Raw genomic sequence first — 26246 nt, 5'->3', positions numbered from 1 at the left:
GCGTGTATGTTTGAAAGGTTTACCCAAAAGGCAAGACAAGTAATTATAAAGGCCAAAGAACAGGCAGTAGCACTGAGGTGTGAAAAGCTTGGAACGGAGCACATTCTCCTCTCACTCCTTAAAGAGGACGAAATTACTAACCAGATACTCTCAAAATACAACATTTCGAAACCGAGAATTCAAGAAATAATCATTTCCCAAGTTCAGCCTGCCCCTTACGAGGTTGACATAAACACAATTACGTTCTCTACAGAGGCAAGAAGAGTTCTTGAACACGCCCTTGAGGAGTCAAAGATATTAGGACACGCCTACGTTGGTCCTGAGCACCTGTTTATAGCACTTGCAAAGGAAAAACTCGGTCTTGCCGGCAGAATCCTCAGGAGCTACGGACTTGACCACTACACGCTTCGTAGAGAAGTTGCAAACCTCCTCAAAGGTATAAACAGCGAGAGAAAGTCTTCTAAGAAGAGCTCCACTCCCAACCTTGACAAGTTTGGCCGCGACCTAACGGAACTTGCAAGGGAAGAAAAGCTTGACCCGGTTATTGGAAGGGAGAAGGAGATAGAGAGGGTTACCCACATCCTCGCAAGGCGCAGGAAGAACAACCCAGTGCTGATTGGAGAGCCGGGAGTCGGAAAAACGGCAATCGTTGAGGGACTTGCTCTGAAAATAGCAAAAGGGGAAGTTCCTGAAAAGCTCAAGAACAAGAGAATCGTCTCCTTAGACATGGCGTCACTCATAGCTGGAACGAAGTATAGAGGTCAGTTTGAGGAGAGGTTAAAGGCCATAGTTAAAGAGCTTGAGAACAATAAAGACGTTATTCTGTTTATTGACGAAATACATACCCTCGTTGGAGCAGGAGCGGCAGAGGGCTCAATGGACGCTTCAAACATTCTTAAACCTTCCCTCTCAAGGGGAGAAATTCAGGTAATTGGAGCAACAACCATAGAGGAGTACAGGAAGTACATAGAAAAAGATGGAGCTCTTGAGAGGAGGTTTCAGCCTGTAATGGTTGAAGAGCCCTCCATTGAGGATACGATAGAGATCCTTAAAGGGCTCAAGAGCAAGTTTGAGGAGTTCCACAACGTTATTATCACAGACGAGGCCATAGAAAGGGCAGTAAAGCTTGCCGTAAGGTATATCAACGACAGGAAACTGCCAGACAAGGCCATAGACATAATAGACGAGGCTGGAGCAAAGGCTCAGCTCCAGTCTGCAGAGAAGAACGACAAGGTTAAAGCCCTTGAGGAAGAGATAGAGAAAGTTAAGGCTATGAAAGAAGAAGCCCTTGCAATGGCAGAATACGAAAAAGCCCACGAGTATAAGCAGAAAGAGCTGAGGCTGTTGACAGAGCTTGAGGAAATCCGTCGTCAGGAGAAGTTAAAACAGTCTTCAGAGAAGATAGTTATTGACGAAAAAAGAGTAGAAGAGATCGTAGCCCTCTGGACGGGCATTCCTGTTCAACAGCTTCAGGAGAAAGAGGCTGAGAAACTATTAAAGCTTGAAACGGAACTCCACAGAAGGGTTGTAGGTCAGGAAGAGGCCGTTAAAGCCGTTGCCAAGGCCATTAAGAGGTCAAGGCTCGGAATCAGGGCAAATGTAAATAGGCCTATAGGCAGCTTCCTCTTCTTGGGACCTACAGGAGTAGGTAAAACGGAACTTGCAAAAGCCCTTGCCGAATACCTGTTCGGCGACGAGAAGGCGATGGTAAGGCTTGACATGTCTGAGTACATGGAGAAACATGCCGTTTCAAGGCTGATTGGAGCTCCTCCAGGATACGTCGGATACGACGAAGGTGGACAACTCACAGAGGCCGTGAGGAGAAGGCCTTACACCGTTATCCTCCTTGACGAGATAGAAAAGGCTCACCCCGACGTTTTAAACATCCTCCTCCAAATAATGGAGGACGGAAGGCTTACAGATGGGCAGGGAAGAACTGTCTCATTTACAAACACAATCCTGATAATGACCAGCAACTTAGGTGCTAAACACCTACTCTCAGCCCAGAGGGGAATGGGATTTGAAGTCTCAGACGGAAAAGAGGAAGAGCGCTCCTTTGAAAGGATGAAGTCCCACGTTTTAGACGAGGTTAAGAGGTTCTTCAAACCTGAATTCCTCAACAGGTTAGATGGAATAATCGTCTTTCACCCACTTACAAAAGAGGACGTTAAAGAAATTGTCAGGAAACAGGTTGAAAGGCTTAACCAGGAGCTTAAAGAGAGAAACCTCAAAGTTCACGTTACAAACAAGTTCGTTGAATACGTTGTAGAGAAAGAGTTTAAGAAAGAGTACGGAGCAAGAACGATAAGGAGAGCTCTCCAGTCCCTCATAGAAGACAGACTGACAGACGAGATACTCATGGGACGCTTTACAGAAGGTGGAGAAGTCGTCTTTGACATAACTCCTAAAGGGAAAATCTCTGTTCGCGAGAAGAGGAAAAGGAAGAACAAGGAAACAACCGGAGTTAAGTAAATGAGGCGCTTCAAGATAGACGGCGTAAAGAACGGCGAGGCCTTCCTGAGGGGTCAGGAGGCCCGCCACGCCCTTAAAGTTCTTAGGCTCAAAAAGGGGGACGAGATAATCGTCTTTGACGGAGAAGGGAAGGAGTATTTAGCCGTTATAGACGCTGCCTCTCCCACCTCCGTTAAGGTAAAAATCTTAGAGGAGATAAACGTAAACAGGGACAGCCCTCTCCACTCAACCCTCTTTATGGGAATAACGAACAAACTCCAGAAGTTTGAGCTGGCACTCCAAAAGGCTACTGAGTTAGGAGTTACAGAAATCGTTCCCGTTATCTGTAACAGGTCTTCAAACGCCCAACTTGTAAAGAACTGGGAAGGAAAACTGAGGCGCTGGAGAGAGATAACTGTTAACGCAGCAAAACAGTGTGGAAGAAACGTTCTGCCTTACATTAAAGAACCTATAAAACTCCCTGAAATAGAGACCAACGCCGACCTTTCCTTCGTTCTGTGGGAAAAGGGAGGGAAATCCCTGAAAGACTACCAGAGCTACTCGGCAAACTCGGTATCTTTCGTCGTAGGCCCAGAAGGGGGACTTGAAAAGGAAGAGATAGAGCTCCTAAAAGAGAAAGGATTCAAGCCGATATACTTGGGAAAGAGGATCTTAAGGGCTGAAACGGCTGCAATAGCAGGAATGGCACTTATACAGTTCATCTGGGGAGATTTGGGGTAAGAAAGTCTCCGGGAAGAGTTCCCGGAGGGATGGGGAGGTGCCGAATTAGGAATTACTAATAATCTAATTCCCCATTGAAAGGAATTCAAGGAGGAGAGGGTGAAAATCCTTGCCGAACTGAAAATAAACGGAAAAACGGTTAAGGTTGTTCAGGAAGACATAACAGAAGAAGACACGGAAGCGATAGTAAACGCAGCGAACAGCCTCCTTAAACACGGTGGAGGAGTTGCAGGAGCGATAGTTAGGAAAGGGGGAAAGGTAATTCAAGAAGAGAGTGACAGGATAGTAAAGGAAAGGGGAGCCATCCCCGTTGGAAGTGCCGTGTGGACAACCGGAGGTAATCTTAAAGCCAAGTTCGTAATTCACGCCGTTGGTCCTGTTTGGGGAGAGAGAGACGAAGAGAGAAAACTGAGAAGTGCCGTAAGGTCGGCACTAAAAGTTGCAGAAGAGTTAGGCGTCAGTTCTGTTTCCTTGCCGGCAATAAGCACGGGCATATTCGGTTATCCGAAGGATGAAGGAACGAAAGTTATAGTTGACGAAGTGATTAATTTCTTGAAAGAGAGAGAAAAAACACCTCTTAAAGAGGTTCACCTAACGGCAATAGATGATGAGACAACGAATCTTTTTAAAAAACACTTGTTGAAGTTTCAGGAGGATTAGATGGCAACGCTTGTAACTGGAGGAGCTGGATTTATCGGGTCCCACCTTGTAGAGGAGCTCCTGAAAGAGGGAAGAAAAGTTATCGTAGTAGATGACCTCTCTACGGGAAAGGTTGAAAACCTGCCAGAGAGTGAGAACTTGACCTTTATAAAAGGCTCAATAACTGACAGGGAGCTCCTTAAAAACCTGTTTGACTCTTACAAGTTTGATACAGTTTTCCACCTTGCAGCCGTAGCCTCGGTATTTAAATCTGTAGAGGAGCCTGAAGCGACCCACAAAGTTAACTTTGACGGGACTCTATACCTTTTGGAGGAGTCAAAGAGAGCAAGAGTAGGTAAGTTTGTCTTCGCCTCGTCTGCCGCCGTTTACGGGGATCTGCCGGAGCTCCCCAAAAAAGAGGAGATGGCAGTTAAACCCTTAACGCCATACGGCGTTGACAAATACGCATCTGAACGCTACGTAGTCAACAGCTTTCACCTTTACGGTCTAAAAGCAACAGCCTTAAGGTTTTTCAACGTCTACGGAGAGAGACAAGACCCTTCATCTCCCTACTCCGGAGTGATATCTATCTTTATGGATAGGACTGCCCGTTACCTTAAAGGAGAGAAGGTAACCATAGACATATTTGGCGACGGGAGACAGACCAGAGACTTTGTCTATGTAAAAGACGTAGTTAAAGCCCTCCTCATCGCAGAGAAAGATGAAAGAACAAACGGAGAGGTATTCAACGTAGGAACAGGGAAAGAGACCTCCCTTTTAGATCTACTTAAAACACTAAAAGAGGTAGCCGGAAAAATACCGCCGGTTAGATACCTACCTTCCCGTGAGGGAGACATCAGAAGGTCTGTAGCGGACATATCAAAGATAGAGCAGTTAGGCTATTTTTCCGTCTTTTCCTTAAAGAAAGGCATTGAAAGAACATTCTATTGGTTTGTAAATTGCTACAATTCAGTGAATTAAAATTTCGTTTTTTTAGCAACCCAAGGAGGAACATAACTGGTCCTCCTGTGAGCATCAAAGAATATTTCATCTACATAGGCATAAAGAGCGTTCATCCTCAGAACAAATCCATAAATTGGGTAGAGAAGTGTGTAGGGAAGAAGTTTTACATCCCACTTTTTCCTTTCAGAAACTACAACAACAAAGAATAACATTAAGACAAAGGTATGAAGTGCGTATATAAGGTAGATAAAAGTGACTATTACTGAAACTTCAATGATGGTGAACTTCATAAAGAGAGCAGCGTAGTAGAGTATGACAAAGACAGGCAGTATGAACTGTTGGAAGATAGTTACGTAATAAAGGTAGATAGCCTCTTTCCATCCGGTAATTAGTGGATTAAAGACAAATGTATGCTTCTTGAAAAACAGGTAGACTAAATCCCCATCCCACCTTTGCCTCTGTTTAAGAATTCCTTTCCATGTCTCTGGGCCGTCTGTTAGCCCTATTGCATCCTCAGCAAATCCGAACCTTACCTTGGGATACACTGATTTATACTTCTTTATTCTAAGTGTAAGGTCTAAGTCCTCGGCAGTTCCAGCATCCCAACCGCCTATAGACTTTAAGAAGTCGGTTCTAAAGATACCAAATGCTCCGGAAACGTTGTTTAATAGACCAAATATATCCAGCAGCTGCTTAGCCATATATATAGATATAGCATACTCTATAGCCTGAAATCTCGTAACTAAGGTCTTGTTCCAGTTCCTTATTCTCAGGTTTCCAGACACAGCAACCACGTTCTTATTCCAAAAGTGAGAAACGGCCTTTCGGACCATATCAGTATCGTAGGAAGTATCTCCGTCTAAGGCCATTACAATCTCTCCTTCAGCATATTTAAGACCCAGGTTTAAAGAAGAAGCGCGTCCTCCTCTTTCCCACTTTGGAATTATTAGAACTTTCCTTCTTTTTTCTGGATAAACTCCCTCATATCTTTTTGCATATTCATAAGTTTCCTTATTCCTTTTTGCGCCGTCAACAACAATTATAATATCAATTTGCCCTTTGTAATCCTGATTAAGAATTGATTCTACAGACTTTCTTATATCCCTTCCCTCGGAGTAGGCAGTGATTATAGTTGTCACTCGCGGTATATAATTAGCAGTTCTCTTTTTAAAAAAACCAAAATAATACTTAAGAGTTAAAAAAACCACTATCCCTATAGCAAATGGAAAATCAAAAGTTAAGTAAGGTAAAACTAGTATTATTTTTTCAAGTAGAGTTGTGTTGTTAATAATGTTACTTAAATAGACATAAACTGCATGAAAATAAGATACTAAAATTCCCAACTTAAACCTCTAATTCCTCAACTAATGCCTTTAAGAGTTCCTGAGCAGTTGAGAACTTTTCTCCTGAAGGAACACATTTCAAATTCAAATTAAATTTAACAAAATCCGTAAGCTTATTCTTCTTTAGGAGGTTAGTTATCTGACTATAAATTCTATCTTTGACCTTCTCAGCCCCTTCTGGAGGAGTTTCTGGAAGAAGAATGAAGATATACTTTTCTTCAGAAGCTCCCAATATATCAGAACGCCTTATATTATCCTTAATAATAGATATTAAATCTTTCAGGAAAACTCTAACCTTAAGGGGAAGTTCTGTAATTGCTTCACTTGAAACGGAGAAAAATATACCGAGAACGCAGAAATTACTATTGTATCTTCCCGCAATATTCAAAAACTTATCAAGTACGTAGGTAAAAGCGTTGTAGTTTATAACTCCTAAAGAAACAGTTACTTCCTCAAATACGTTAAGGGGCAGTTTACCCTCAAAGGCTACAAGTTTTCCGAAAGAAGTTAAGAAAAACTTGTGAATAAACTCAGACTTTACTTCCTCCGGCGTAAAGTTCCTTTTGCAGTTGGCACAGAGAACGTCAATGTCTGGTTCAAGGAAGCGAGCCTTACAGTCTTCACATAAATACTTCTCCAAAGGTTTATCGTAGTCTACGCCTATATGCTTGAGTTCCTCGTGGCATTTTGGACAGACAAATTTATCTCCCTTTATAAACTCATCTACAGGACCTATGTAACCACACGAGTAGTGGTGAATAAACTCAACCAATTTAATCCTAACGGAGCCACAGGAAGGGCAAACTTCCCTAAATATTATGTTGTAGTGTTCACAGAAAGGACATAGTGAAGTCTTATTTGAAATCTCAGAGGTTAATATCTTATGGAGTTTCAAGTTTTCAAGTTCATCAAGCTCCATTCCCTTCTCTGCCGAAGAAAAGAGGTAAAAAGCCTTTGGATAGAAGAAACCTTTGATAGAATCTTTATGTAGAACTGGTCTTTCTTCCTCCCATTTCCTTGATACTAAGAATCTAATATAGTTTATCCTCTTGTTCTCTGGCAAGGTAAAAGCATAGGGATTGGGGTCAAACCTATTGAGGATTTCCCAGATTTCCAAACTCTTATTAACCATAACTTCTGAGAAACCCTTGAAGACACCATCAACAACTTCCGCAACATCGGTATAAAGATTAACATTGATAAAAAGAGGCGAAAGAACAGAAGAGGGATTTTTTCTCACCGATAAAACTTGCTCTTGTAAAAACTTGTCATTATCTGAAAATATGTAAAAAAAATGAGGTTTAGTAAACAAATCTTCCTTATCCATAGTGATTAACGCTTCTTCTACTGAAGGAGACAGAATTAGTTCGTCAAAGTTTTTAAAAAAGCCCTGAAGCTCAAATGGAGATTCTAAAATATTAAAAGATTCTTTAACTATCATACAGCTTGGAAAGCCATCATAAACTATTACAGGTAACATTTCTCCCATTTACTACCTCTCCAAGTAATTTTTCACGGCCATTGCCCTCAACTTAGCAAGAATTTCATTTGAAGAAACTTTTGATTTAACGATAGCTGTACCATCTGCATAACCGATAACCTTTACAGAGCAGTACCCACTCTTTAAAAAGTTCTTCAACTCATTTAAAACTAGTTTTTCCTTTTCTGACAGGGAGTATGAACCGGAGGAAAAAAATACAGGAATCTTTATTTTTAAGACCTTATGTTCTTTTTTTTCCTCAGCTTCAGATGAACCTATCAGTTCCACTTGAGGAGGAATCAACCTTTTCACAGCTGAGCCGTCTAAAACAGTGTATGAAAGCCGGTAAACGAACCTATCGTCTAAAGAGTTTACATATATTTTACCATTCCTAAACTTAATAGGTTGGTTCTCAACGGTTTCTCCCGTAAGGATATTTACCTTACTCAGCATTGCAGAATCAAGACTTTGTCCCTTCTTTAGCGGTTGATAAAGATGAATTCCTTTTCCACGGAAAGAGACGGTAACGTTTACTCCCTGTCCAGATCTGCTAACTTCTAATGTGTAGTTATTTATTTTTCTACTTCCCTCTACTGGGAAGTTACAGGAAACAACAACATCTGCCCTCCTGTAAATAGCTCCTTTATTTGGAATCAGTTTGTATGAAACCTCCACTTCTTGAGCAAAAGAACTACTTACCAAAAACAACAGTAACAGGCATATCCTCATAAACAAGTTTTCTCACCTCCTTTTCAGAAGAAATCCTTATCCGAACGGGAAGAACAAGTGTTCTCTTTTCTAATGGACCAACTAAAACAGCCGGTTTTAAGACCAATGTTGGTTCAAAGGACTCTACAGTTCCTTTCAGTTTGGCTCCGTTAGGAAGGACGATCTTAACTTCCTACCCTCTATACACACTCTTAGCTTCATCTGGCGGAAGGTAAGCAACAACGTAGAATTTTTCCATGTCCAATACCGACAGGAGCTGTGTACCCTTAACTACACGGGTTCCAGAGGGAAGAATTGAGGCGATCTTTACTCTGTGAGGGAAAGAAATAAACTCACTGGAAACCTTAGACTCTAAGACCTCTAACCTTGATTTAATAGATGCTATCTCACTGTCAATAGAAGCAATGTTTGGAAGCATAGGGTTAACGCCAGTAGATTCTTTAACCTTTCTTTCAAGAAGCTTGAACTCCTCTGCCTTCTTCAGCTTTTCTCTAAGTTCATTGATCTTAAAGTTTACAGCAGACAGGGAACTCTGAAGGCTGGCAAGCTTTGACTTGATTGAATCAACCTCCAGTTGGGTAGCTGCACCAACGCTTAAGAGCTCTTTAACCTGGTTCAACCTATGCGATAGGTTGGCAATGTTCTCCAAAATAACCGCTCTTTCCCTATATAGTGCTTTAAGCTGTTTCCTTATCGTTTCTGTATCAGAAAAGGTTAGGGAAGTTGATAACGTTGAAAGCTCCTGATTAAACTCTGTTAGCTCCTTACGGGCAAGATTTTCCTTTTTAAGTTTATCTCTCCAGGAAATCAAGAGCTCCAAAGTCTGTTTAAGCGATTTTATCTCGGCTTCTAAGTCTGGATTGTAGACCTTTGCAATTAGTCGGTTAGGCTCAACGATATCGCCTACTGAAACCATAGATATGAAGATACCGTCTGTATTGGACTGAACTACTATTTTCTCCGGCTTTACAAGTCCTTTTACTTCTGTAAACAAAATGTCTTTGAAAACGAAATAGGCCAACGCTATAACCAAGGCTACTAAAAAACCCCTTAAGACCCACTTCCTTAAAACAGGCTCCTTTTCCTGAACTGGCCTTTCAATCTCTGTAGGAACTGGAGCTTTAGCTTTCTGTTTTAACTTATTTGAAAAAGAGAACCTCTTCATATCCCCCTTACCTTAAAACGATCTCTTTTGGAGCAGTTGATAAAGAGTTAAATATAAGTTTATAACTTGGATTACCTATTGGAGGAATAGAAACTCGGTTTTCCCTTGCAGAAAAGCTTGCCAACCTCCTTATGCTGGAGGGAGAGACTTTACTGGCATAGTCAACAAGGTTCCTAAAGTCCTGAAAGGCTACAGAGCTAATTCCAGATTCTTTTACAACATCCATAGCTTTCAGGAGTTCTGACATAGGTTTCCTGTAGAAGGTCTCAAGATCTGAAAGGTCTTTCTCCACAGAGAAGGCTACAGTTACCGGTTTCCCGTAGTTTAAACCAAGCTTTGAAAAGAACAGTGCTACTTTTCTTATGTAGTTAAGGTTCGTTGAGTAGGCCATAACATTTACGCCATCTACTACTTGAAGAACTTTTTCAGCAAGACTTGCTCCCTGGAAGGGAGTCTTTAAATAAACAGGAGAAACATCTACGATTACCGGTTTATTAGAAAGTTTTTTAACTTCGTTCAATGTCTCAACGTAGAAAAACTCCAGTTTCTCTCGCTGATATTTCCAATCTGGTAGAGAGTGTGGTTCTACATCAAGGTGGAGACCGTCAAATCCACTGTTACCGGCAATTAGGTTGAACCTGTTAAAGAGTTTAACGATGGCTAATAGTTTCTCTCTGTTCTCAGGGTATACCCACGTATTCTCCCCTAAGAGGAGCTGAACAGTTAATCCTTGAGACTTCATAAAAGAGAGAAACTTCATCAGCTGTTGGTTTCCATTGAAAGTTCCAAGGAAATAGCGTATCTGGTCACCGTCTAAAGAAATGTAAACTCCAACTAGACCTAAAGACTTACAAGTTTCTACAAACCTACTCTGAACTGCCGGATTTGAAAGAAGATCTTTAGTATCCCATACATAAGAGAAGAGTAGTAAACCTGTTGAACCAAAGATCTCTCTTCCAACAGGTTCTCTGAGGGTTAAAGTAGGTTCAACTGTTGCTGTTCTCACTATCCAAGGTAGTTCCCGAACTCCCATAGCGTTTAGGAGAGAAAAATATTGGGTTAACATATTCTTAAAGCTCAACATCATAAGCTGATAACTTCCAACTTCCTGGTTAATTAGAGAGGCCAACTCCATAAGGCCATCTCCTCCTCCAACTATACCAGACGCAAACCTTTCCTCAAACACTTTCCTACTCTGCTCTGCTGTCTGGTATTCTCTTTTGTAAGCCAAATACTTGTTCTTGTAGATCTGGAAGTTACTAACGGCATTTTGAACGGCAGTAATAAGTTCAGTAGTCAGTAGAGAAACCCTAACAGAAGCCCTTTTAGCCCTCAAGAACCTCTCTTTTTCCAGAGCTCTTTCCGCCTGTCTCTTCTTCCAGGGAAACGTAAAGTCTAAAGCTATTCCCACTCCAGAGTCTACCCCATCCCTTTCGTAAGAGGTAGCAGAACCTATTAAGTTGACCCAAGCTTTTGGATACGTATCACCGTAGTTCTCAGCTGCCTTTGAAAACAAAGAGTAGGCTTTTTTCAAGAACTCAACGTCTTTCCTGTGCTCCTTTGCAAACTCTACTAACTCGTTAGATGGTGGAAGGTATAGATGTGTAAGTTCAGTTCCATAGTTTAACTGAGGAGAAAACTCTGGGAGGTAGGGATCTGAAACTAAAGACCTGATATTAGCAAGACTCTTTAACCTTTCTTCGTATATAGAGGCCAGAGAAGCCCTAAGTTTTGTTATCAGGGTATCTACAGTCAAAACATCAGTCCACAGTGAGTATTTCTTAATATAGCGCTGTTTTAATCGGGCTTTAATATCTTGGAGCTTAAGAATGGCATCTTTTATCTTATTCTCAACTAAGAAACTATAGTAGTAATCAACGTAAGCACTTCTAAGCTTGAAAAGAAGGCTATTTTTTAGTTGTTGAAGTTCTGCACTTTTGACCTCAATCAAGGCCTTAAGCTGATACTTCTTATACTGAACATCTCCGTACTCTCCCAAAATTGGATATCTGAACCTTCCAGAAATTCCATACGTATAGCCCATTATCTTCTCTGCATAGTAAGAAGAAGGATAATATTCTAAGCCAACAGTAAATGTTCCAGAGTTCTCTCCTTTAAAATTCTCAAGGCTTTTCTTTAGTATTTCAATTTCGGTCTCTTTCTCCTTTATTAATGGATTATTCTTTAGTAAACGCTCCTCCAAGTAGTAAAGTGAAACCTTGCCAAATCCGTAAGGCTGCCAGCGGGGATAAGGTGAGCTTCTGTATAAATCAGAAGCCAGTACACTTTTAACGGTAAATAACAAGAGGAAAAATAGTAGAACGAAATAACTTCTATTAATACGCATTATCCTTCCGGATCCCTCCGGCGCTGAGCATCCATCAGGACTTCTGGACAGATTGAAATAAAAAGTCTCCAGAGCGATAATATTCACAAAAACCCTCGAGACAAAATGTTTAACAAAACAATTGTATCAATACGGAGGGTTGCGTCAATAACTTTTTGTAAGCCGTTCAGGAATATCTCCTGAGGAACATTTCCTGAACCTCCTCTCTGGCTTCTAAAAAGCCATTCACTACTCTGTTAGACCATCTATCTTAGCGTTGCCACTCTTAAGTAAACAAACTTACATTACATAAAATAATCTATATTATTATATTACCTATAGGAAAGGAATTCAAGTGCAAGCTTTACAGCCTCTTTAAAGCTCCCCGTATCTGCCACTCCTTTGCCAGCTATGTCGTATGCTGTTCCGTGGTCAACTGAAGTTCTAACTATAGGCAAACCTAAAGTAACGTTGACGCTCTCTCCAAAACCGGTTAGCTTAACTGGGATTAATCCTTGGTCGTGATACATGGCAAGAACAACGTCAAACTGATCGGAGAGAGCTCTGTTAAAAACGGTATCGGCCGGGTAGGGACCGGAAGCTTTTATACCGAGCTCTTTCGCCTTCTCTACGGCAGGAGCTATCTCCTCTATCTCCTCTCTACCGAATAGGCCTCCTTCCCCTGCGTGGGGGTTAAGTCCACAAACGGCGATTCTGCTTCCGGGGAGAGCTCTCTCTATCAGAAGAAGCTTCTCCAAGACTGCATCCCTTTTTACCTCTTTAGGAACTTGGCTCAAGGGAAGGTGAGTAGTAAGGAGAACAACCTTCAACCTTATGTTTGCAAGCATCATTCCGAAACTGCTAACGCCGAAACTGTGGGCAAGGAACTCTGTATGACCGGGAAACTGAAAGCCGGCAAGCCTTATGGCTTCCTTGTTTATGGGAAGGGTGACTATTGCGTCTAACTTTCCCTCTTTGGCGTCTTTTACTGCCGACTTGAGGAACTCAAACTGAGCTTTCCCCGAAGGTTTTGAAACCCTGCCAACTTCAAATTCAACTTCTGGAACTACATCTTTAAGGTAAACCCCGGGCTTTTCCGGAACGGACTCAACGGTGGGTAAAGAGTAGGGGAGGTTGAGGAGTTCCCCGTAAAATCGAAGAACTCCCGACGAACCGTAAACGACAAACACCTTCTTTAAAGAACGGAGGTAGGGCAGGGACTTAAGGAGAACTTCAGCCCCTATACCTGCCGGGTCTCCTAAGGTTATACCTACTGCTGGTTCTCCTTTCTCCTTAATTCCTCACCCCCCTCAAAAACTGCTTCTGCCCGCTTTAGGAACTCTGAAGCTATCCTCTCACTAAGGTTCTTCAGGTCGTTGCTGAGCTGCCTCAGTTTATACTTCAGCTCAATGTTCTCCTGCTCAAGCTCTTCAATCCTCTGTTCAAGCTGAGAAATCCTCTCCTCATACTCCTTTACAGTTTCCTCAAAAAGGGAGCTAATTTGAGCCGTCAGCCCCATTATCCGGTTTTTTAGCTCCTGAGGAATCTCAAACTCTCTGTTCTCCATTTTCCTCCTCCAGGTCAATCAAGTGCCCCATTTTCTCTTTCTTCGTCCGAAGGTAGCCGATATTATACTCGCAAACCCCAGTAATAATTGGAACTCTCTCTACGATTTCAAGGTCATAACCTTCAAGGCCGATAAGCTTTTTCGGGTTATTAGTCATAAGGCGCATCTTCTTAACGCCTAAATCCCTCAAAATTTGAGCACCTATACCGAAATCTCTCATGTCTGGTGGAAGTCCAAGCTTTTTATTGGCCTCAACGGTATCAAAACCGTGGTCTTGAAGGTGGTAGGCTTTTATCTTGTTCACAAGACCAATACCTCTACCTTCCTGACGTAGGTAAACGATTACCCCTTTCCCTTCCTTAGCTATCATCTCCATCGCCCTGTGGAGCTGGGAGCGGCAGTCACACTTTAGCGAGCCAAACACGTCTCCCGTTAAGCACTCTGAGTGAACCCTAACTAAAACAGGCTCGTTCTCGTCTATATCTCCCATAACGAGGGCAACGTGTTCTTTGTTGTCAACTAAAGATGTATAGGCGTATATCTTCCAGTTTCCGTAAACAGTCGGAAGGTTCGCAACGGCCTCACGCCTTATTAGACTCTCACTCTTCATTCTATACTCAATAAGATCAGCTATGTTGATTACTTTAAGGCCGTGCTTTTTGGCATAGTCAAGGAGTTTTGGGAGTCGCATCATAGTTCCGTCTTCGTCCATAATCTCACATATAACCCCTGCTGGGTAGAGGCCTGCAAGCCTTGCAAGGTCAACGGCAGCTTCGGTGTGGCCAGACCTTTTAAGAACGCCTCCCTTTCTTGCCCTTAAGGGAAAAACGTGTCCCGGCTTTACAAAATCTTCAGGTTTTGCGTCGGGAGAGACTGCCCTTTTTATCGTTATGGCTCTGTCGTAGGCAGAGATTCCCGTAGTCGTTCCAAACCTCGGTTGGGCATCAACGGAGACGCAGAATGCGGTCTCTTTTGGGTCTGTAGGTTTCACCGTCATAGGCTCAAAGCCCAACTCTTCGCACCTTTCCTCAGGCAGGGCAAGGCATATTAACCCTCTTCCATACTTTGCCATGAAATTAATGGCCTCGGGAGTAACCTTTTCAGCTGCAATAACCAAGTCCCCCTCGTTCTCCCTGTTCGGATCGTCAACGACAATAACCATTTTCCCCTGTTTTATGTCCTCAATAGCCTCCTCTACCCTGTTAAGGGGGAACCTGCCTTTAACCAACTATTCGCCCCTCCTTGTAAGGACTTTGTCTATAAGGCCGTATTCCTTGGCCTCTTCTGCACTCATAAAGTAGTCTCTCTCCGTGTCCTGTTCAATCTTCCTTAGGGACTGACCTGTATGCTTGGAAAGTATTTCATTAAGCATCTGTTTGAGACGAAGTATCTCTTTTGCGTGTATCTCTATGTCTGTCGCCTGTCCTTGAAATCCTCCGAGGGGTTGGTGAATCATTATCCTTGCGTGGGGAAGGGCAAAGCGCTTGCCGGGAGCTCCTGCCGCCAGCAGAACCGCACCCATACTGGCCGCCTGTCCCATACAGATTGTTACAACGTCAGGCTTTATATACTGCATCGTGTCGTAGATGGCCAAGCCGGCGGTAACCACTCCTCCGGGGCTGTTTATGTAGAGGTAGATGTCTTTTTCAGGATCTTCAGCCTCTAAGAAGAGGAGCTGGGCAACTATGAGGTTTGCAATGTGGTCGTCTATGGGAGTTCCAAGCATTACAATTCTGTCTTTTAAAAGCCTTGAGTAGATGTCGTAAGCCCTTTCACCCCTTCCCGTTTGTTCAATAACTATGGGAACGTACTGGTTGAGAATTTCTTCCATTCCTTACCTCCTTTTGGTTTGCTAAATGAAAAGATATGCCTAACCGGTGAGCTGTTTTACCCTTTCCCTCTGTATCCTCTTTGCGGCAATTACCCCTTTAACGCCTCTTATTGCGTTGAGGAGGGACTGGAGCTCCTCCCTACTCCTAACCTCAACGATAAAGTCAAGGACTGCCCTTCCATTAACAGATCGTGTAGTTACAGACTTTATGTTTATATTCTGTTTAGAAATTACAGCTGAAACTTGTGCAAGCATTCCCGGCTGATCAACGGTAGAAACCCTTATTTTCGCAGGGTAAACCACCTCTGATGGAACGAAGTTGACTTTTACCAACTTACCGGGGGAGCTCTCCCTTATTTGCCTAACGACGACACAGTTGGCCGAGTGGATTATTACTCCCTTTCCGGTGTTTATAACTCCAACGACCCTGTCTCCGGGAAGGGGATGGCAGCAGGTAGCCAGTGAAACTGCTATGTTGTCAATCCCGTCAACGGTTATTGCAACCGCTCCCTTTTTAGGCTGTCTTTTCTTTTTCTTCTTTGCTTCAACGGGAAGGCCTAAAAGTTTCCTTGCGGCAACATCCGGATCAACCTTTCCAAAACCTACATCAACTAAAAGGGAATCAAGCTTTGAGTAGCCTAAACCCTTTATCCGCTCAAGGGCTTCACTATCTTCCTCTACAGAGCTCAGTGTTGAACCTATCTTTCTGAGAGCTTTATCAAGGAGACTCTCACCGAGCTTTTTAGCCCTCTCGTTCTCCTCCTTCCTGAGGAAGCTCTTAATGGCCTGCCGGGCTTTTGAGGTCTTTACAAAGTTAAGCCAATCCCTGTTAGGTTTTTCTTCATTTCCGGTTATGATTTCAACCCTGTCTCCGCTCTTTAGGACGTAGTTGAGAGGAACCAACTTACCGTTAACCTTTGCAGCCCTACACCTGTGACCAACTGAGGTGTGAATAGAGTAGGCAAAGTCAACGGGAGTTGCTCCAACAGGAAGAGTTTTAATGTCTCCTTTAGGGGTAAAAACATAGATGTCTTCGTTGTAGAGGTCTTTCCTTACAGAGTCTATAAACTCTCCCGGATCTTTCTCCTCTTTAACCCAATCCAACAGATTTCTGAGCCACAGGAACCTCTCTTTTTCAGACTCGGAGAGAACTCCCCCGCCCTCCTTATACTTCCAGTGGGCAGCTATACCTAACTCTGCAACCTGGTGCATCTCCCAAGTCCTAATCTGGAACTCAATGAACTGCCCCTTTGGGCCTACAACTGTCGTGTGGAGGGACTGATACATGTTGGGCTTTGGAACGGCTATGTAGTCCTTTATCCTTCCCGGAACGGGAGTCCAGAGGCCGTGGATTATCCCGAGTATCTGGTAACAGTTTCCAACGGTATCTGTTATCACTCTAATTCCCGCTACGTCGTAAACCTCTTCAAAAGGAATTCCCTTTGTAACCATCTTCCTGTATATTCCGTAGATGTGCTTTATCCTCCACTGAATGTCGACGTTTATACCGTTCTTCTGGAGCTCCTTCTTAACGGTCTCAATTACCTTTTCCAAATAGGGAAGGATTTTCTTCTTCTTTTCCCTGACCTTTTTCTCAATTGAGTAGTAAGATTCTGGGTCAAGGTATTTCAGAGAGAGGTCTTCAAGCTCGTTCTTTATCCTATACATACCCAGCCTGTTCGCCAGAGGGGCGTATATCGTAAGGGTCTCTTTTGCGTTTCTCAGCTGACTCTCCCGTTTCATATGCTCAAGTGTCCTCATATTGTGGAGCCTGTCGGCAAGCTTAACTATGAGAACCCTAATGTCCTCTGCCAGGGAAATGAGTAAGTTCCTGAAGCTTTCGGCCTCTTTCTCCTCTTTACTCTGAAAGGAGTAACCTTCAAGCTTTGTAACTCCTTTAACTATAAAGGCTATCTCCTTCCCGAACCCTTTCTCAATTTCCTCAATTGTAGTGTCTGTATCCTCAACGGTATCGTGGAGAAGCCCGGCAACTATGGTAGGAGTGTCCATTCGGAGCTCCGCCAGTATGTAGGCAACCTCAGCCGGATGGACGAAGTAAGGCTCACCAGACTTCCTAAACTGACCCTCATGTTTCTCCTTGGCAAACTCGTAGGCCTTCCTTATAAGCTCCTCGTCAAAGTTTGTTCTATACTCCTTTATTTTGTCTATAATTTCTTGGCAGCTCCTCATTTAGCTCACCTTCACCCAAGAAAAATTTTGCCTAACCTAATTAAATTAAATAGGACAAGACAGGAGATGCAATGCCGGAAAGCCCGATAGGCATATTTGACTCTGGGGTGGGAGGGCTTACAGTTCTGAAAGCTCTAAGGGAGCTCCTGCCTTCAGAGAACCTCATCTACTTCGGAGACACAGCCAGAGTTCCCTACGGGACTAAGTCCCACAGAACAATAATCAGGTATAGCCTTCAAAATACAAGACTCCTTGAAAGATTCAAGGTCAAATTAGTGGTTGTAGCCTGCAACACCTCGTCTGCCCACGCTCTGAAAATACTAAAGGAGGAGTTCCCTTTCCCAGTAATAGGAGTTGTTGAGCCAGGAGCCAGAGAGGCCGTAAAGAGCAGCAAAAAGGGAAAAATCGGGGTTATAGGAACAGAAGCAACAGTTAAAAGTGAAGCCTACAGGAAGGCTATAGTTTCCTTAGACCCGTTCTGTCAAGTATACCAGAAGGCCTGCCCTCTATTTGTTCCACTGATAGAAGAAGGGTGGCTTGACGACGAGATAACTGAAATGGTTGCGAAAAGATACCTAGGTGAGCTTCTCTCTAAAGGAATAGACACTTTGGTTTTAGGATGCACACACTACCCGTTAATCAAAAACGTCCTCTCTCGGGTCTGCCGAGGCGTTAAGCTCGTAGACTCGGCAGGGGTAGTTGCAAAAGAGGTTGAAAGGTTCCTTCCGGCAAGGAACAGAAGCAGTAGAGGAAGCGTTAGAATCTTGGTTAGCGACAAAACGGAACGGTTTGAGAGAATAGCTAAAATGATAATGGAAGAGGAAGTTGAAATAGAGGAGGTTGAGATTGACAAGGAGTGACGGGAGAGCTCCCGACCAGCTGAGAGAAGTCAAAATAACACTTGATTTCATAAAACACGCAGAGGGTTCATGCTTTATAGAGTTTGGAAACACGAAAGTTATCTGCACGGCTTCAGTTGAGGAGAAAGTTCCACCCTTTCTAAAGGGAACTGGACAGGGCTGGGTAACTGCCGAATATTCAATGCTTCCGAGGGCAACAGCCCAGAGAACAGTTAGAGAGGCTGCAAAGGGAAAGTTGACGGGAAGGACACAGGAAATCCAAAGGCTCATAGGCAGGTCTTTAAGGAGCGCAGTTGACCTTACTCAGCTCGGAGAAATGACCCTTTGGATAGACTGCGACGTAATTCAGGCAGACGGAGGAACAAGAACTGCCTCTATTACGGGAGCTTTTGTAGCCCTCTACAGGGCTTTAGAAAAAATAGAGAAGTTAAACGCCGTCAAGAACTTTGTCGCAGCAGTCAGTGTTGGAATAGTGGACAGGGAGCTCCTTTTAGACCTCAACTACCAAGAGGACTCTATGGCAGAAGTTGACATGAACGTAGTTATGAACGACAGCGGACTGCTGGTTGAAGTTCAGGGAACTGCAGAGGGCGCGCCTTTCTCAAGGGAGGAACTGAACAGACTGTTAGACCTCGGGGAGAAAGGGATAAGGGAACTCATATCTATTCAGAAGCAGGCTTTAGGAGTAAAGGGGTGAGAATAGTTTTCGCAACAAAAAATAGGGGAAAGGTAAAAGAAGCACAGGAGAAACTGAAAGAGTTCGGAATAGAGGTTGTCCCCCTTAATGGTGTGGCAGACTTAGAGTCTCCTGAAGAGACGGGAGAAACCTTCTGTGAGAACGCATACCAGAAGGCGACATACTACGCAGAGAAACTTAACCTGCCGGTTTTAGCCGAAGATTCAGGCCTTGAGGTTGAGGCCTTAGGGGGAAAGCCCGGAGTCTACTCCTCCCGCTTTGCAGGAGAGAATGCAACAGACGAGGAGAACAACAGAAAGTTAATAGAGGAGCTAAAGAGGAGAGGCCTTGAGAGCTCCCCCGCAAGATACGTCTCTTTCGTTTTTGTCGCCTTCCCCGAAGGCTTTGGGCTGTGGAGTGAAGGAGAGGTAAAGGGCAGAGTGATAACAGAGTCCCGGGGAACGGAAGGATTCGGATACGACCCTCTCTTTATTCCGGAGGGATACAGTGAAACTATGGCGGAGCTCCCGTTAAAAGAGAAAAACAGAATAAGCCACAGAGGAAAAGCTTTAGAGAAACTGATAAAGGTAATCAAAGAGGTTAAAAAACTCTAAAAGTTTAAGCAATTCTGCTGCTATAATCTAAGCTGAACACGAGCTTTAAGAGGACGAGAATGAAGAAAGAGAACAAAAGAAGACTCACTCCTCAGGAGATAAAGAACCAAGAGTTCAGCAAGAAGTTCTTCGGATACGATCCTGATGAGGTTGAGATATTCCTCTCAACGGTTGCAGGAGCATACGAGGAGCTCCTTAAAGAGGTTGAAAGGCTGAAGGCCAAAACCCCCGAGTATAAGGCCGAAGAGGTAATGGAAAAAGCCAGGAAAGAGATTGAGAAGTTGGTTGAGTTAAAGAAGAAGGAGCTTAAAGAGTTAGAGAAAAGGAAAGAAGAGGTTGAGCTTGAGTTAGAAAAGCTCAAGTTTACTCAGAAGAAGATGACAAACCGTTTAAAACTTGCACTCCTTGAGATGACGAGAATACTAAAGGAGCTTGAGGAAGATGTTAAAGGTAAGGCAGAGAGAGGGAGCTCTGGAGATAGAGGTGAAAGTCCAGCCGAAAGCATCAAGGAACAGGATAGATAAGGTGGAGGAAGGGAGGCTGAAGATAAAGGTAACAGTCCCTCCTGAAGGGGGAAAGGCTAACAAGGCAGTTGTTGAGCTCCTCTCAAAAACCTTAAAAGTTCCAAAGAGTTCCATTCAGATAACGAGAGGGGAAACCAGCAGGATTAAAACTGTTAGAATAGAGGGGATAACTTTGGCAAAATTGCAAGAAAAACTTGGGGTAGAAGAGGTAGAACTATCTTGACAAGATATCGGAATAATAGTATTTTCATTTTAAAGCCTTGAAATACTTAGTTTAAACAAACTTAATTAAGGAGGGAGCGGCATGACAAAGAGCGATTTGGTAGCCGCAATGGCCGAAAAGGCGGGAATCAGGAAAAAAGATGCAGAAGCAGCTCTCAACGCCTTCATTGAGGTGGTAACCGAAGCCCTTCAGAAAGGAGACAAGGTAGAGATAAGGGGCTTTGGAACCTTCCTCATGAAGGAAAGGGCTGCAAGGGTTGCAAGGAACCCCAAAACTGGAGAGAAGGTGGAAGTTCCTCCAAAACTCGTTCCTGCCTTCAAGCCAGGAAAAGACCTTAAGGAAGCTACAGAGAAAGAGCTTAAGAAGAAAAGGAAGAAGTAACCTTTCGGTTGGGGGAGGAGCTCCCTCCCCCTTTTGAACCGTCAGTTAATAAGCTTGAAAAACCTGTTAAACCTCGGCATGTGCTTCCCTGAATCCCAAGAGAAAAATATAATTCTGGCAATTCCGACTATTTTCTTTCTGTCAACAAATCCCCAGTAACGGCTATCGTAACTGTTGTTCCTGTTGTCCCCCATCATAAAGTATTTCCCTTTCGGAACTACAAAAACAGGAGTGTTATCTCCCTGAATCCCCGTCTTCAGGACGTAGTGCCTCTTAACCCCTCCTCTCTTTTTAGGAAGGAACTCGTAGTAGAGTTCCCCCGTATGCTCCGTCCCTTTTTCGTAGTAGGTATATTTACCAAGGGGCTGATACTTGCACGGCTTTCCGTTGACGTAGAGAACTCCATCCTTTACCTGAACCCTATCTCCTGGAAGGCCAATAACCCTCTTTATGTAGTAAACATCCTCGTTAAGGGGAAAGTGAAAAACTACAACGTCTCCCCTCTCTATTGGCCTAAAGTGGTATGTAACCTTATCGACGAGAATAAAGTCTCCTACTAAAAGAGTAGGAATCATTGAACCAGAAGGTATGTGGAAAGATTGAACGATAAACGCTCTTATAATTAGAGCAAGAACAAGAGCAATCGCTAAAGACTTAAGGTTTTCAACCAACTTCTCTCCCATTAAATTACTCCTGCGCAGTTTTCGGCAAATTATACTCCCGGAGAGGACTCAATGAGGAAACTCTCTCCTACCAGAAGGGTTGAATACCACACAGACAAACTCTTCTTAACGGGAGTGAGCTATAACTTCTAAAAAACCCTTCTACAGATCCTCATAGAGGTTGGAAAGAGAAAAGAGTTAATTGGCTACGGAGAGCTTGTAAAAGAGGTAAACAGAAGGTTAGGGATGAGAGTTCTTCCAGAAAGGCAGTTGGAAGAGCTCTCTCCATCCTCTACTTCTACTCCCACTTTAAAGTCTTCCCTGGCTCTGTTGTGTTCTTAAAGAATAGCAAAATTCCCTCAGAGGGCTATTTTAAGTTTTTAGAGACCTTAGGGTTTTCAGCTAAAGACAGGAGAGCCCTCTGGCTGAAGCTCCTTGAAGAGTTCTACTCTTTCTCGGATGTGTTAGATGGGAGTAATGGGTTTTCTGTTTATCTTCTTGATACTGATTCTCCTAGTATTTCCCCTACTGACTAAGAGAGGAACGATTTCAAGGGGAACGGCACTTGAAGTTAAAGGAGCTGACGGAACCGTTTTGGTCTTCTCAGACGAGGGAGTATCGGTCTTTAGAAACGGAGAGTTTCACTTTTTTAAGAAGGAAGAGATTACGGAGCTCTCTATAAAAAGGAAAGGTAAAATTTACCTGATAACCCTGAAGGCGGGGCAGAAATCCTTTGAAATTCCGGCAAAGCAGGAAGAGGTAGAGAAGCTCTTTGTAAGGAGAGGAGATAGTTTTGACTTTGCAGTTCCGTGGCTTCCGCTGATAGTCGGAACAACACTTCCCCTTCTTCTATTTGAGGAACTTGAGCATCTAAACGACAGAGAAGTAAGGGAATTAGACCTTGGAAACCCTCCAGAGAGTTCCCACGACTACTTTGACACGGGAGACTGGCCTGATGACGACGTTGAAGTCTAAGCTTTTTGGTAGGGAGCTCCTAAGGGAGTTGAACCGGATAAAGAAACCTGCTTCCTACCTCCCGCTGGAGTTAAACCTGAGAGCTCCCAAGTTCTCAAAGAGGGAGGTCAAGTTCGTCCTCTCATATCCAGATCTCTACGAGGTGGGCTCCTCACACATCGGAGGAAAAAACCTCTACTACGTAATAAACCAGCTAACAGACTTTGCCCTTATCCACAGGGCTTACCTTCCCCGACCGGACATGCAGGAACTTATGAAAGAGAGGGGTATTCCCCTCTACACGATAGAGGAACAGAGGCCTGTTAAAGATTACCACCTGTGGGGGCTTTCGTTCTCATCTGAACTTACCTACACAAACGCCCTTAAAATTTTAGAGTTGGCAGGCTTACCGGTTAAGTCGGAAGAGAGATTAGAGAGGGAAGATTTCCCTGTAGTTTTTGCTGGAGGCCCCTGCGTCTACAACCCAGTTCCCCTCTCCCCTTTCGTTGATTTCTTTTCAATAGGAGACGGAGAGGAGACCCTCGTTGAAGTTGCAAAGGTCTTCAGAGAGGTGAAGAGGCATGGAGGAAGCAAGTTTGACTTCCTCTCTGAAGTGAGGAGGGTTGAAGGAGTTTGGGTTCCCCTTTTCGGAAAGTATCCGGTTAAAAAGGCGGTATTTGTAGGAGTTTCCGAGGGTTTTTTCCCAACATCTCCACCTGTTCCGACGGTGGAAACCTCTCAGGACAGAATAGCCGTTGAGGCAGCAAGGGGATGTTTAAGAGGGTGTAGGTTTTGTCAGGCAGGATACATCTACAGACCTTACAGGGAGAGGAACGAGAAACTGATAAAGGGAATTGTTGAAGAGACTTTTAAAAATACAGGCTACGAGGAAGCTTCCCTCTCTGCCCTTTCAATCTCAGACCACAGCCGATTCAACTACTTAGTTCCAGAAGTTATGGAAGTGTGCCACAGGGAGCTCATATCCCTGTCCCTTCCGTCAATGAGGGTAAAGGGGTTTAACCCGGAACTTGCCTCTCAGATAATGCAGGTGAAAAAGACCGGATTCACCTTAGCGCCAGAGGTCGGTTCAGATAGGCTCAGGAGGATAATAAACAAGGACTTAACCAACGAAGACCTGTTTAAAGCAGTTGAGGGACTGTTTGAAAGGGGCTGGAACAGGCTAAAGCTCTACTTTATGATAGGTCTACCATTTGAGGTTCAGGAAGACGTAGATGCCCTTATTGAGATGCTCTGGACTGTCTACAGAATAGGAAAAATGTTCAAAGGGAAGAAACACCTTGCAGCCGGAATCTCAATATTCGTTCCAAAACCCTTTACCCCTTTCCAGTGGGAACCCTTTGCTGAAGAAAAGGAAGTTTCAGAGAAAGTAAACTACATAAAGAGGAAGTCTCCCAAAAGCTTTAAGCTGAGGTTCCACGACTACAGGCAGTCTTTAATAGAGGCGCTTCTAACACGGGGAGACGAGAAGGTATCAGAAGTTCTACTTGCAGCCTACAAAGAGGGGTGTCAGCTTGACGGCTGGGACGAGTTCTTCAACTACGAGGGCTGGCTCAAGGCATTTGAGAAAACCGGAATTGACCTTAAAGAGGCGCTCGGAAGGAGGAGTTTAGACCAGGAACTCCCCTGGGATTTCATAAAAGGAGTAGTTACAAAAGAGTTCTTAATAAGGGAGTTAAAAAAGGCGGAGAATCAGCAGTGGACTCCCGACTGCCGAATAGTAGGCTGCCACGCCTGTGGAGTCTGCACTCCCCAGCAGATAAAAGACCTTAAAAACTACCCCATCCCCGAAAAGATAGAGTTTAATGTCCCGCCAAAGCCGAAAAGGGAGTTTCCACTTAAAAGGAAAGTAGCACTTACTTTTAAAAAGGTTGGCTACGCCCGTTTCCTCTCCCTCTTAGACCTTACACGGGCTTTTACAAGAACGTTCAGGCGCTTCGGAGTTCCTCTAAGGTATTCCCAGGGCTTCAATCCCCACCCAAAGGTAAACATCGTTTTAGGCCTTCCCGTAGGAGTTGAGGGGTTGGGAGAGGTTGTTGAGGTAGAGCTCTCAGAAGAAAGTTTTGACTTTGACAAGTTCTTGAAAGAGTCAAAAGAGTTCCTACCGGAGGGGATTGAGTTTACAGGCTGGTTGGAGCTTGACCTAAAGGAAAAAGTTTTAGAGAGAATAAAGAGTTTAACATACAGGATAAGACCCTTTGCAGACTACACTCTTGAAAGGTTGAAAGGAGAGAGTGCAGTAGATAGAAAGGGAAGGGAAGTAAACCTTAAAGAGGAGATACTTGACTTAAGAGAGGAAAATGGAGAAGTTATACTAACTCTAAAGGTTAAAAACGGAAAAGCTTTAAACGTCGGAGACCTCCTTAACTGGATGGAATTAAACCTTGAGAGGGCAGAAGTTGTCAGAGAGGAGCTCCTTGGGTAAAAAACAGATCCTCATAAACGCCCTTACGAAAGAGGTAAGAATAGCCGTTTTAGAGGAGGGAGAGTTAGTTGAGTTCTACGTTGAAAGAAAAGAGAATAGGGGAATAGTAGGGAACATCTACAAAGGGAAAATCCTGAAAATCGTTCCGGCAGTTCAAGCAGCCTTCGTTGACATAGGAGAGGAGAGGAAGGCCTTCCTTTACGTAAAAGACGCTGTGAACTTGGAATTTGACGAGGACGAGTTCTTAGATGACGAGCCGCCGGAGGTAGAGCTCCCTTCCATAGAAGAAGTTCTGTCGGAAGGTCAGGAAATCTTAGTACAAGTCGCAAAGGAACCGATAGGAACTAAAGGACCAAGGGTTACAACAAACCTGACAATTCCCGGCCACTACTTAGTTCTCCTTCCTACGATAAACAAAGTAGGACTTTCAAGGCGAATAACAGACCAGGAGGAGAGGGAAAGGCTAAAGGAGATAGCAAAGAGGATAAAGCCTGAAAACTACGGGATAATCGTCAGGACTGCCGCAGAAAGAGCGAGGGAGGAAGATTTAAAGAGGGACTTAGACTACCTTCTAAAGGTGTGGGAAGGCCTCGTTGAAAAGGCTGAGAAGAAGCCCCCACCGTCGTGCCTCTACAGAGACCTTGAGATAGTTCCTAAAACGCTGAGAGACCTACTAACAGAAGAGGTTTCAGAAGTCCTCATAGACTCTCAGAGGGAGTTTGAGAGGGCCCTCTCGTTTGCTAAGGCCTTCATTCCAAAGCTCGTTCCCAGAATCAAGCTCTATAAAGGAGAAGTTCCTCTCTTTGAAAAGTTTCAGGTTGAAAGGGCTATAGAGAGAGCTCTCTCAAGGAAAGTCTACCTTCCCGGCGGCGGATACATTGTAATAGACGAAACGGAAGCTTTAGTGTCAATAGACGTGAACAGTGGAAAGTTTAAGAAGGCAAAAACCTTAGAGGAGACAGCCCTTGAAATAAACCTAAAAGCTGCCAAAGAGATAGCCCGCCAGCTGAGGCTCAGAGACATAGGCGGAATAATCGTAATTGACTTTATAGACATGAAACAGGATGAAAACAAGAGAAAGCTCCTTGAAACCTTAGAGGAAGAGCTGAAGAAGGACAGGGCGAAAACAAAGGTCGTCAGTATGTCTGACTTAGGCCTCGTTGAGATGACGAGGAAAAGGGTAAAGATGAGCTTGGGAAAGACGCTAACCACAACTTGTCCCTACTGTGAGGGAAGGGGAAGAGTAAAGTCTCCAGAAACCGTAGCATTTGAGATAGAGAGGGAGATACTCTCAAAGCTAAAGAAACAGAGGGTTAACACCTTAAGAGTTTACGCCAACCCCTTTGTAGCAGGGAAGTTGACAAACGAGGAGAAAGAGGTAATAGACCGAATCTCAGAAACCTTCGGAGTAGAGATAAAAGTTGTTCCCGTTGAACACTACCACATAGAGAAGTTTACACTCTCTCACGGCTGATATAATCGGT

General features: G+C 43.8%; 24 protein-coding genes. 13 read left to right on the top strand and 11 right to left on the bottom strand.

Features of this window, described 5'->3' with window-relative positions:
• Positions 1-6 precede the first annotated feature (6 nt).
• The 4 genes from ACZ424_RS07525 (at position 7) to ACZ424_RS07510 (ending at position 4812) form a co-directional block, all read left to right on the top strand.
• Entirely contained in the window at positions 7-2472 is a 2466-nt protein-coding gene (locus ACZ424_RS07525) for an ATP-dependent Clp protease ATP-binding subunit (protein ID WP_464904362.1), read from the top strand.
• The gene (locus ACZ424_RS07520; RefSeq protein ID WP_464904361.1) at positions 2473-3192 is read left to right on the top strand and encodes a 16S rRNA (uracil(1498)-N(3))-methyltransferase; all 720 of its coding nucleotides are present in this window, start codon (positions 2473-2475) and stop codon (positions 3190-3192) included.
• 99 nt (positions 3193-3291) lie between these two features.
• The gene (locus ACZ424_RS07515) at positions 3292-3852 is read left to right on the top strand and encodes a macro domain-containing protein (protein ID WP_464904360.1); all 561 of its coding nucleotides are present in this window, start codon (positions 3292-3294) and stop codon (positions 3850-3852) included.
• The gene (locus ACZ424_RS07510; protein ID WP_464904359.1) at positions 3853-4812 is read left to right on the top strand and encodes an SDR family NAD(P)-dependent oxidoreductase; all 960 of its coding nucleotides are present in this window, start codon (positions 3853-3855) and stop codon (positions 4810-4812) included.
• Here the strand turns inward: ACZ424_RS07510 and ACZ424_RS07505 are convergent.
• The 10 genes from ACZ424_RS07505 to ACZ424_RS07460 all read right to left on the bottom strand — a co-directional run bounded on the left by ACZ424_RS07505 (position 4809) and on the right by ACZ424_RS07460 (position 17425).
• The gene (locus tag ACZ424_RS07505) at positions 4809-6137 is read right to left on the bottom strand and encodes a glycosyltransferase family 2 protein (protein ID WP_464904358.1); all 1329 of its coding nucleotides are present in this window, start codon (positions 6135-6137) and stop codon (positions 4809-4811) included. The genes ACZ424_RS07510 and ACZ424_RS07505 overlap by 4 nt on opposite strands.
• 1 nt (position 6138) lies before the next feature.
• Positions 6139-7626 carry a TackOD1 domain-containing metal-binding protein gene (locus ACZ424_RS07500; protein ID WP_464904357.1) on the bottom strand — a complete coding sequence of 496 codons (1488 nt, stop codon included), beginning with the start codon at positions 7624-7626 and terminating at the stop codon, positions 6139-6141.
• A gap of 3 nt (positions 7627-7629) precedes the next feature.
• On the bottom strand, positions 7630-8346 hold the full coding sequence (locus tag ACZ424_RS07495; RefSeq protein ID WP_464905226.1) for an OmpA family protein: 717 nt from the start codon (positions 8344-8346) through the stop codon (positions 7630-7632).
• Positions 8347-8518: 172 nt separating this feature from the next.
• Positions 8519-9511 carry an HlyD family secretion protein gene (locus ACZ424_RS07490; protein ID WP_464904356.1) on the bottom strand — a complete coding sequence of 331 codons (993 nt, stop codon included), beginning with the start codon at positions 9509-9511 and terminating at the stop codon, positions 8519-8521.
• 7 nt (positions 9512-9518) lie between these two features.
• A complete protein-coding gene (locus ACZ424_RS07485; RefSeq protein WP_464904355.1) occupies positions 9519-11858 on the bottom strand; it encodes a TolC family protein in 2340 nt (779 codons plus the stop codon).
• Between the two features lie 311 nt (positions 11859-12169).
• On the bottom strand, positions 12170-13081 hold the full coding sequence (gene pdxA / locus ACZ424_RS07480; protein ID WP_464905225.1) for a 4-hydroxythreonine-4-phosphate dehydrogenase PdxA: 912 nt from the start codon (positions 13079-13081) through the stop codon (positions 12170-12172).
• Between the two features lie 26 nt (positions 13082-13107).
• Complete coding sequence (locus tag ACZ424_RS07475) at positions 13108-13404, bottom strand: hypothetical protein (RefSeq protein WP_464904354.1); 297 nt, start codon at positions 13402-13404, stop codon at positions 13108-13110.
• The gene (locus ACZ424_RS07470; protein WP_464905224.1) at positions 13385-14566 is read right to left on the bottom strand and encodes a bifunctional 3,4-dihydroxy-2-butanone-4-phosphate synthase/GTP cyclohydrolase II; all 1182 of its coding nucleotides are present in this window, start codon (positions 14564-14566) and stop codon (positions 13385-13387) included. Before ACZ424_RS07470 ends, ACZ424_RS07475 begins: the two co-directional genes overlap by 20 nt.
• A gap of 66 nt (positions 14567-14632) precedes the next feature.
• Positions 14633-15235 (bottom strand): ATP-dependent Clp endopeptidase proteolytic subunit ClpP, encoded by a 603-nt coding sequence (clpP, locus tag ACZ424_RS07465; RefSeq protein ID WP_464904353.1) that lies wholly within the window; start codon positions 15233-15235, stop codon positions 14633-14635.
• A 39-nt stretch (positions 15236-15274) separates the two neighbouring features.
• Positions 15275-17425, bottom strand: coding sequence for a RelA/SpoT family protein (locus tag ACZ424_RS07460; RefSeq protein ID WP_464904352.1), 2151 nt, complete (start codon positions 17423-17425; stop codon positions 15275-15277).
• Between the two features lie 71 nt (positions 17426-17496).
• Here ACZ424_RS07460 and murI point away from each other — a divergent pair, with 71 nt between their 5' ends.
• The 6 genes from murI to ACZ424_RS07430 all read left to right on the top strand — a co-directional run bounded on the left by murI (position 17497) and on the right by ACZ424_RS07430 (position 20703).
• Positions 17497-18285, top strand: a complete 789-nt coding sequence (gene murI / locus ACZ424_RS07455; protein ID WP_464904351.1) for a glutamate racemase — start codon at positions 17497-17499, stop codon at positions 18283-18285.
• Positions 18272-18982, top strand: a complete 711-nt coding sequence (rph, locus tag ACZ424_RS07450; RefSeq protein WP_464904350.1) for a ribonuclease PH — start codon at positions 18272-18274, stop codon at positions 18980-18982. Before murI ends, rph begins: the two co-directional genes overlap by 14 nt.
• Positions 18979-19575 carry an RdgB/HAM1 family non-canonical purine NTP pyrophosphatase gene (gene rdgB, locus ACZ424_RS07445; protein WP_464904349.1) on the top strand — a complete coding sequence of 199 codons (597 nt, stop codon included), beginning with the start codon at positions 18979-18981 and terminating at the stop codon, positions 19573-19575. Before rph ends, rdgB begins: the two co-directional genes overlap by 4 nt.
• Before the next feature lie 59 nt (positions 19576-19634).
• Positions 19635-20099, top strand: coding sequence for a DivIVA domain-containing protein (locus ACZ424_RS07440; protein WP_464904348.1), 465 nt, complete (start codon positions 19635-19637; stop codon positions 20097-20099).
• Complete coding sequence (locus ACZ424_RS07435; protein ID WP_464904347.1) at positions 20059-20322, top strand: DUF167 domain-containing protein; 264 nt, start codon at positions 20059-20061, stop codon at positions 20320-20322. The genes ACZ424_RS07440 and ACZ424_RS07435 overlap by 41 nt, the downstream gene beginning before the upstream one ends.
• 81 nt (positions 20323-20403) lie before the next feature.
• Entirely contained in the window at positions 20404-20703 is a 300-nt protein-coding gene (locus ACZ424_RS07430; protein WP_464904346.1) for an HU family DNA-binding protein, read from the top strand.
• A 41-nt stretch (positions 20704-20744) separates the two neighbouring features.
• On the opposite strand, the gene lepB is transcribed toward ACZ424_RS07430, so the two are convergent.
• The gene (gene lepB, locus ACZ424_RS07425) at positions 20745-21386 is read right to left on the bottom strand and encodes a signal peptidase I (RefSeq protein ID WP_464904345.1); all 642 of its coding nucleotides are present in this window, start codon (positions 21384-21386) and stop codon (positions 20745-20747) included.
• A 447-nt stretch (positions 21387-21833) separates the two neighbouring features.
• Here lepB and ACZ424_RS07420 point away from each other — a divergent pair, with 447 nt between their 5' ends.
• From ACZ424_RS07420 to ACZ424_RS07410, 3 genes are read left to right on the top strand one after another with little or no spacing between them, the layout of a single operon-like run.
• Positions 21834-22340, top strand: a complete 507-nt coding sequence (locus tag ACZ424_RS07420) for a hypothetical protein (protein WP_464904344.1) — start codon at positions 21834-21836, stop codon at positions 22338-22340.
• Positions 22321-24762: a TIGR03936 family radical SAM-associated protein gene (locus ACZ424_RS07415; protein WP_464904343.1), complete on the top strand. Its 2442-nt coding sequence runs from the start codon at positions 22321-22323 to the stop codon at positions 24760-24762. The genes ACZ424_RS07420 and ACZ424_RS07415 overlap by 20 nt, the downstream gene beginning before the upstream one ends.
• A complete protein-coding gene (locus ACZ424_RS07410) occupies positions 24755-26236 on the top strand; it encodes an Rne/Rng family ribonuclease (protein ID WP_464904342.1) in 1482 nt (493 codons plus the stop codon). The genes ACZ424_RS07415 and ACZ424_RS07410 overlap by 8 nt, the downstream gene beginning before the upstream one ends.
• The last annotated feature ends 10 nt before the right edge of the window (positions 26237-26246 follow it).

The sequence above is a fragment of the Thermovibrio ruber genome, assembly GCF_055380895.1.
Note: the sequence above shows the minus strand (reverse complement) of the source record. Positions and strands in the feature narration are given on the sequence as shown.

Bases quoted from the DNA above. Each gene is read 5' to 3' on its own strand.
- ACZ424_RS07525 (WP_464904362.1), top strand. From the start codon at position 7: ATGTTTGAAAGGTTTACCCAAAAGGCAAGACAAGTAATTATAAAGGCC.
- ACZ424_RS07520 (WP_464904361.1), top strand. From the start codon at position 2,473: ATGAGGCGCTTCAAGATAGACGGCGTAAAGAACGGCGAGGCCTTCCTG.
- ACZ424_RS07510 (WP_464904359.1), top strand. From the start codon at position 3,853: ATGGCAACGCTTGTAACTGGAGGAGCTGGATTTATCGGGTCCCACCTT.
- ACZ424_RS07500 (WP_464904357.1), bottom strand. From the start codon at position 7,626: ATGGGAGAAATGTTACCTGTAATAGTTTATGATGGCTTTCCAAGCTGT.
- ACZ424_RS07495 (WP_464905226.1), bottom strand. From the start codon at position 8,346: ATGAGGATATGCCTGTTACTGTTGTTTTTGGTAAGTAGTTCTTTTGCT.
- ACZ424_RS07490 (WP_464904356.1), bottom strand. From the start codon at position 9,511: ATGAAGAGGTTCTCTTTTTCAAATAAGTTAAAACAGAAAGCTAAAGCT.
- ACZ424_RS07485 (WP_464904355.1), bottom strand. From the start codon at position 11,858: ATGCGTATTAATAGAAGTTATTTCGTTCTACTATTTTTCCTCTTGTTA.
- ACZ424_RS07475 (WP_464904354.1), bottom strand. From the start codon at position 13,404: ATGGAGAACAGAGAGTTTGAGATTCCTCAGGAGCTAAAAAACCGGATA.
- ACZ424_RS07470 (WP_464905224.1), bottom strand. From the start codon at position 14,566: ATGGTTATTGTCGTTGACGATCCGAACAGGGAGAACGAGGGGGACTTG.
- clpP (WP_464904353.1), bottom strand. From the start codon at position 15,235: ATGGAAGAAATTCTCAACCAGTACGTTCCCATAGTTATTGAACAAACG.
- ACZ424_RS07460 (WP_464904352.1), bottom strand. From the start codon at position 17,425: ATGAGGAGCTGCCAAGAAATTATAGACAAAATAAAGGAGTATAGAACA.
- murI (WP_464904351.1), top strand. From the start codon at position 17,497: ATGCCGGAAAGCCCGATAGGCATATTTGACTCTGGGGTGGGAGGGCTT.
- ACZ424_RS07440 (WP_464904348.1), top strand. From the start codon at position 19,635: ATGAAGAAAGAGAACAAAAGAAGACTCACTCCTCAGGAGATAAAGAAC.
- ACZ424_RS07430 (WP_464904346.1), top strand. From the start codon at position 20,404: ATGACAAAGAGCGATTTGGTAGCCGCAATGGCCGAAAAGGCGGGAATC.
- lepB (WP_464904345.1), bottom strand. From the start codon at position 21,386: ATGGGAGAGAAGTTGGTTGAAAACCTTAAGTCTTTAGCGATTGCTCTT.
- ACZ424_RS07420 (WP_464904344.1), top strand. From the start codon at position 21,834: ATGGGAGTAATGGGTTTTCTGTTTATCTTCTTGATACTGATTCTCCTA.
- ACZ424_RS07415 (WP_464904343.1), top strand. From the start codon at position 22,321: ATGACGACGTTGAAGTCTAAGCTTTTTGGTAGGGAGCTCCTAAGGGAG.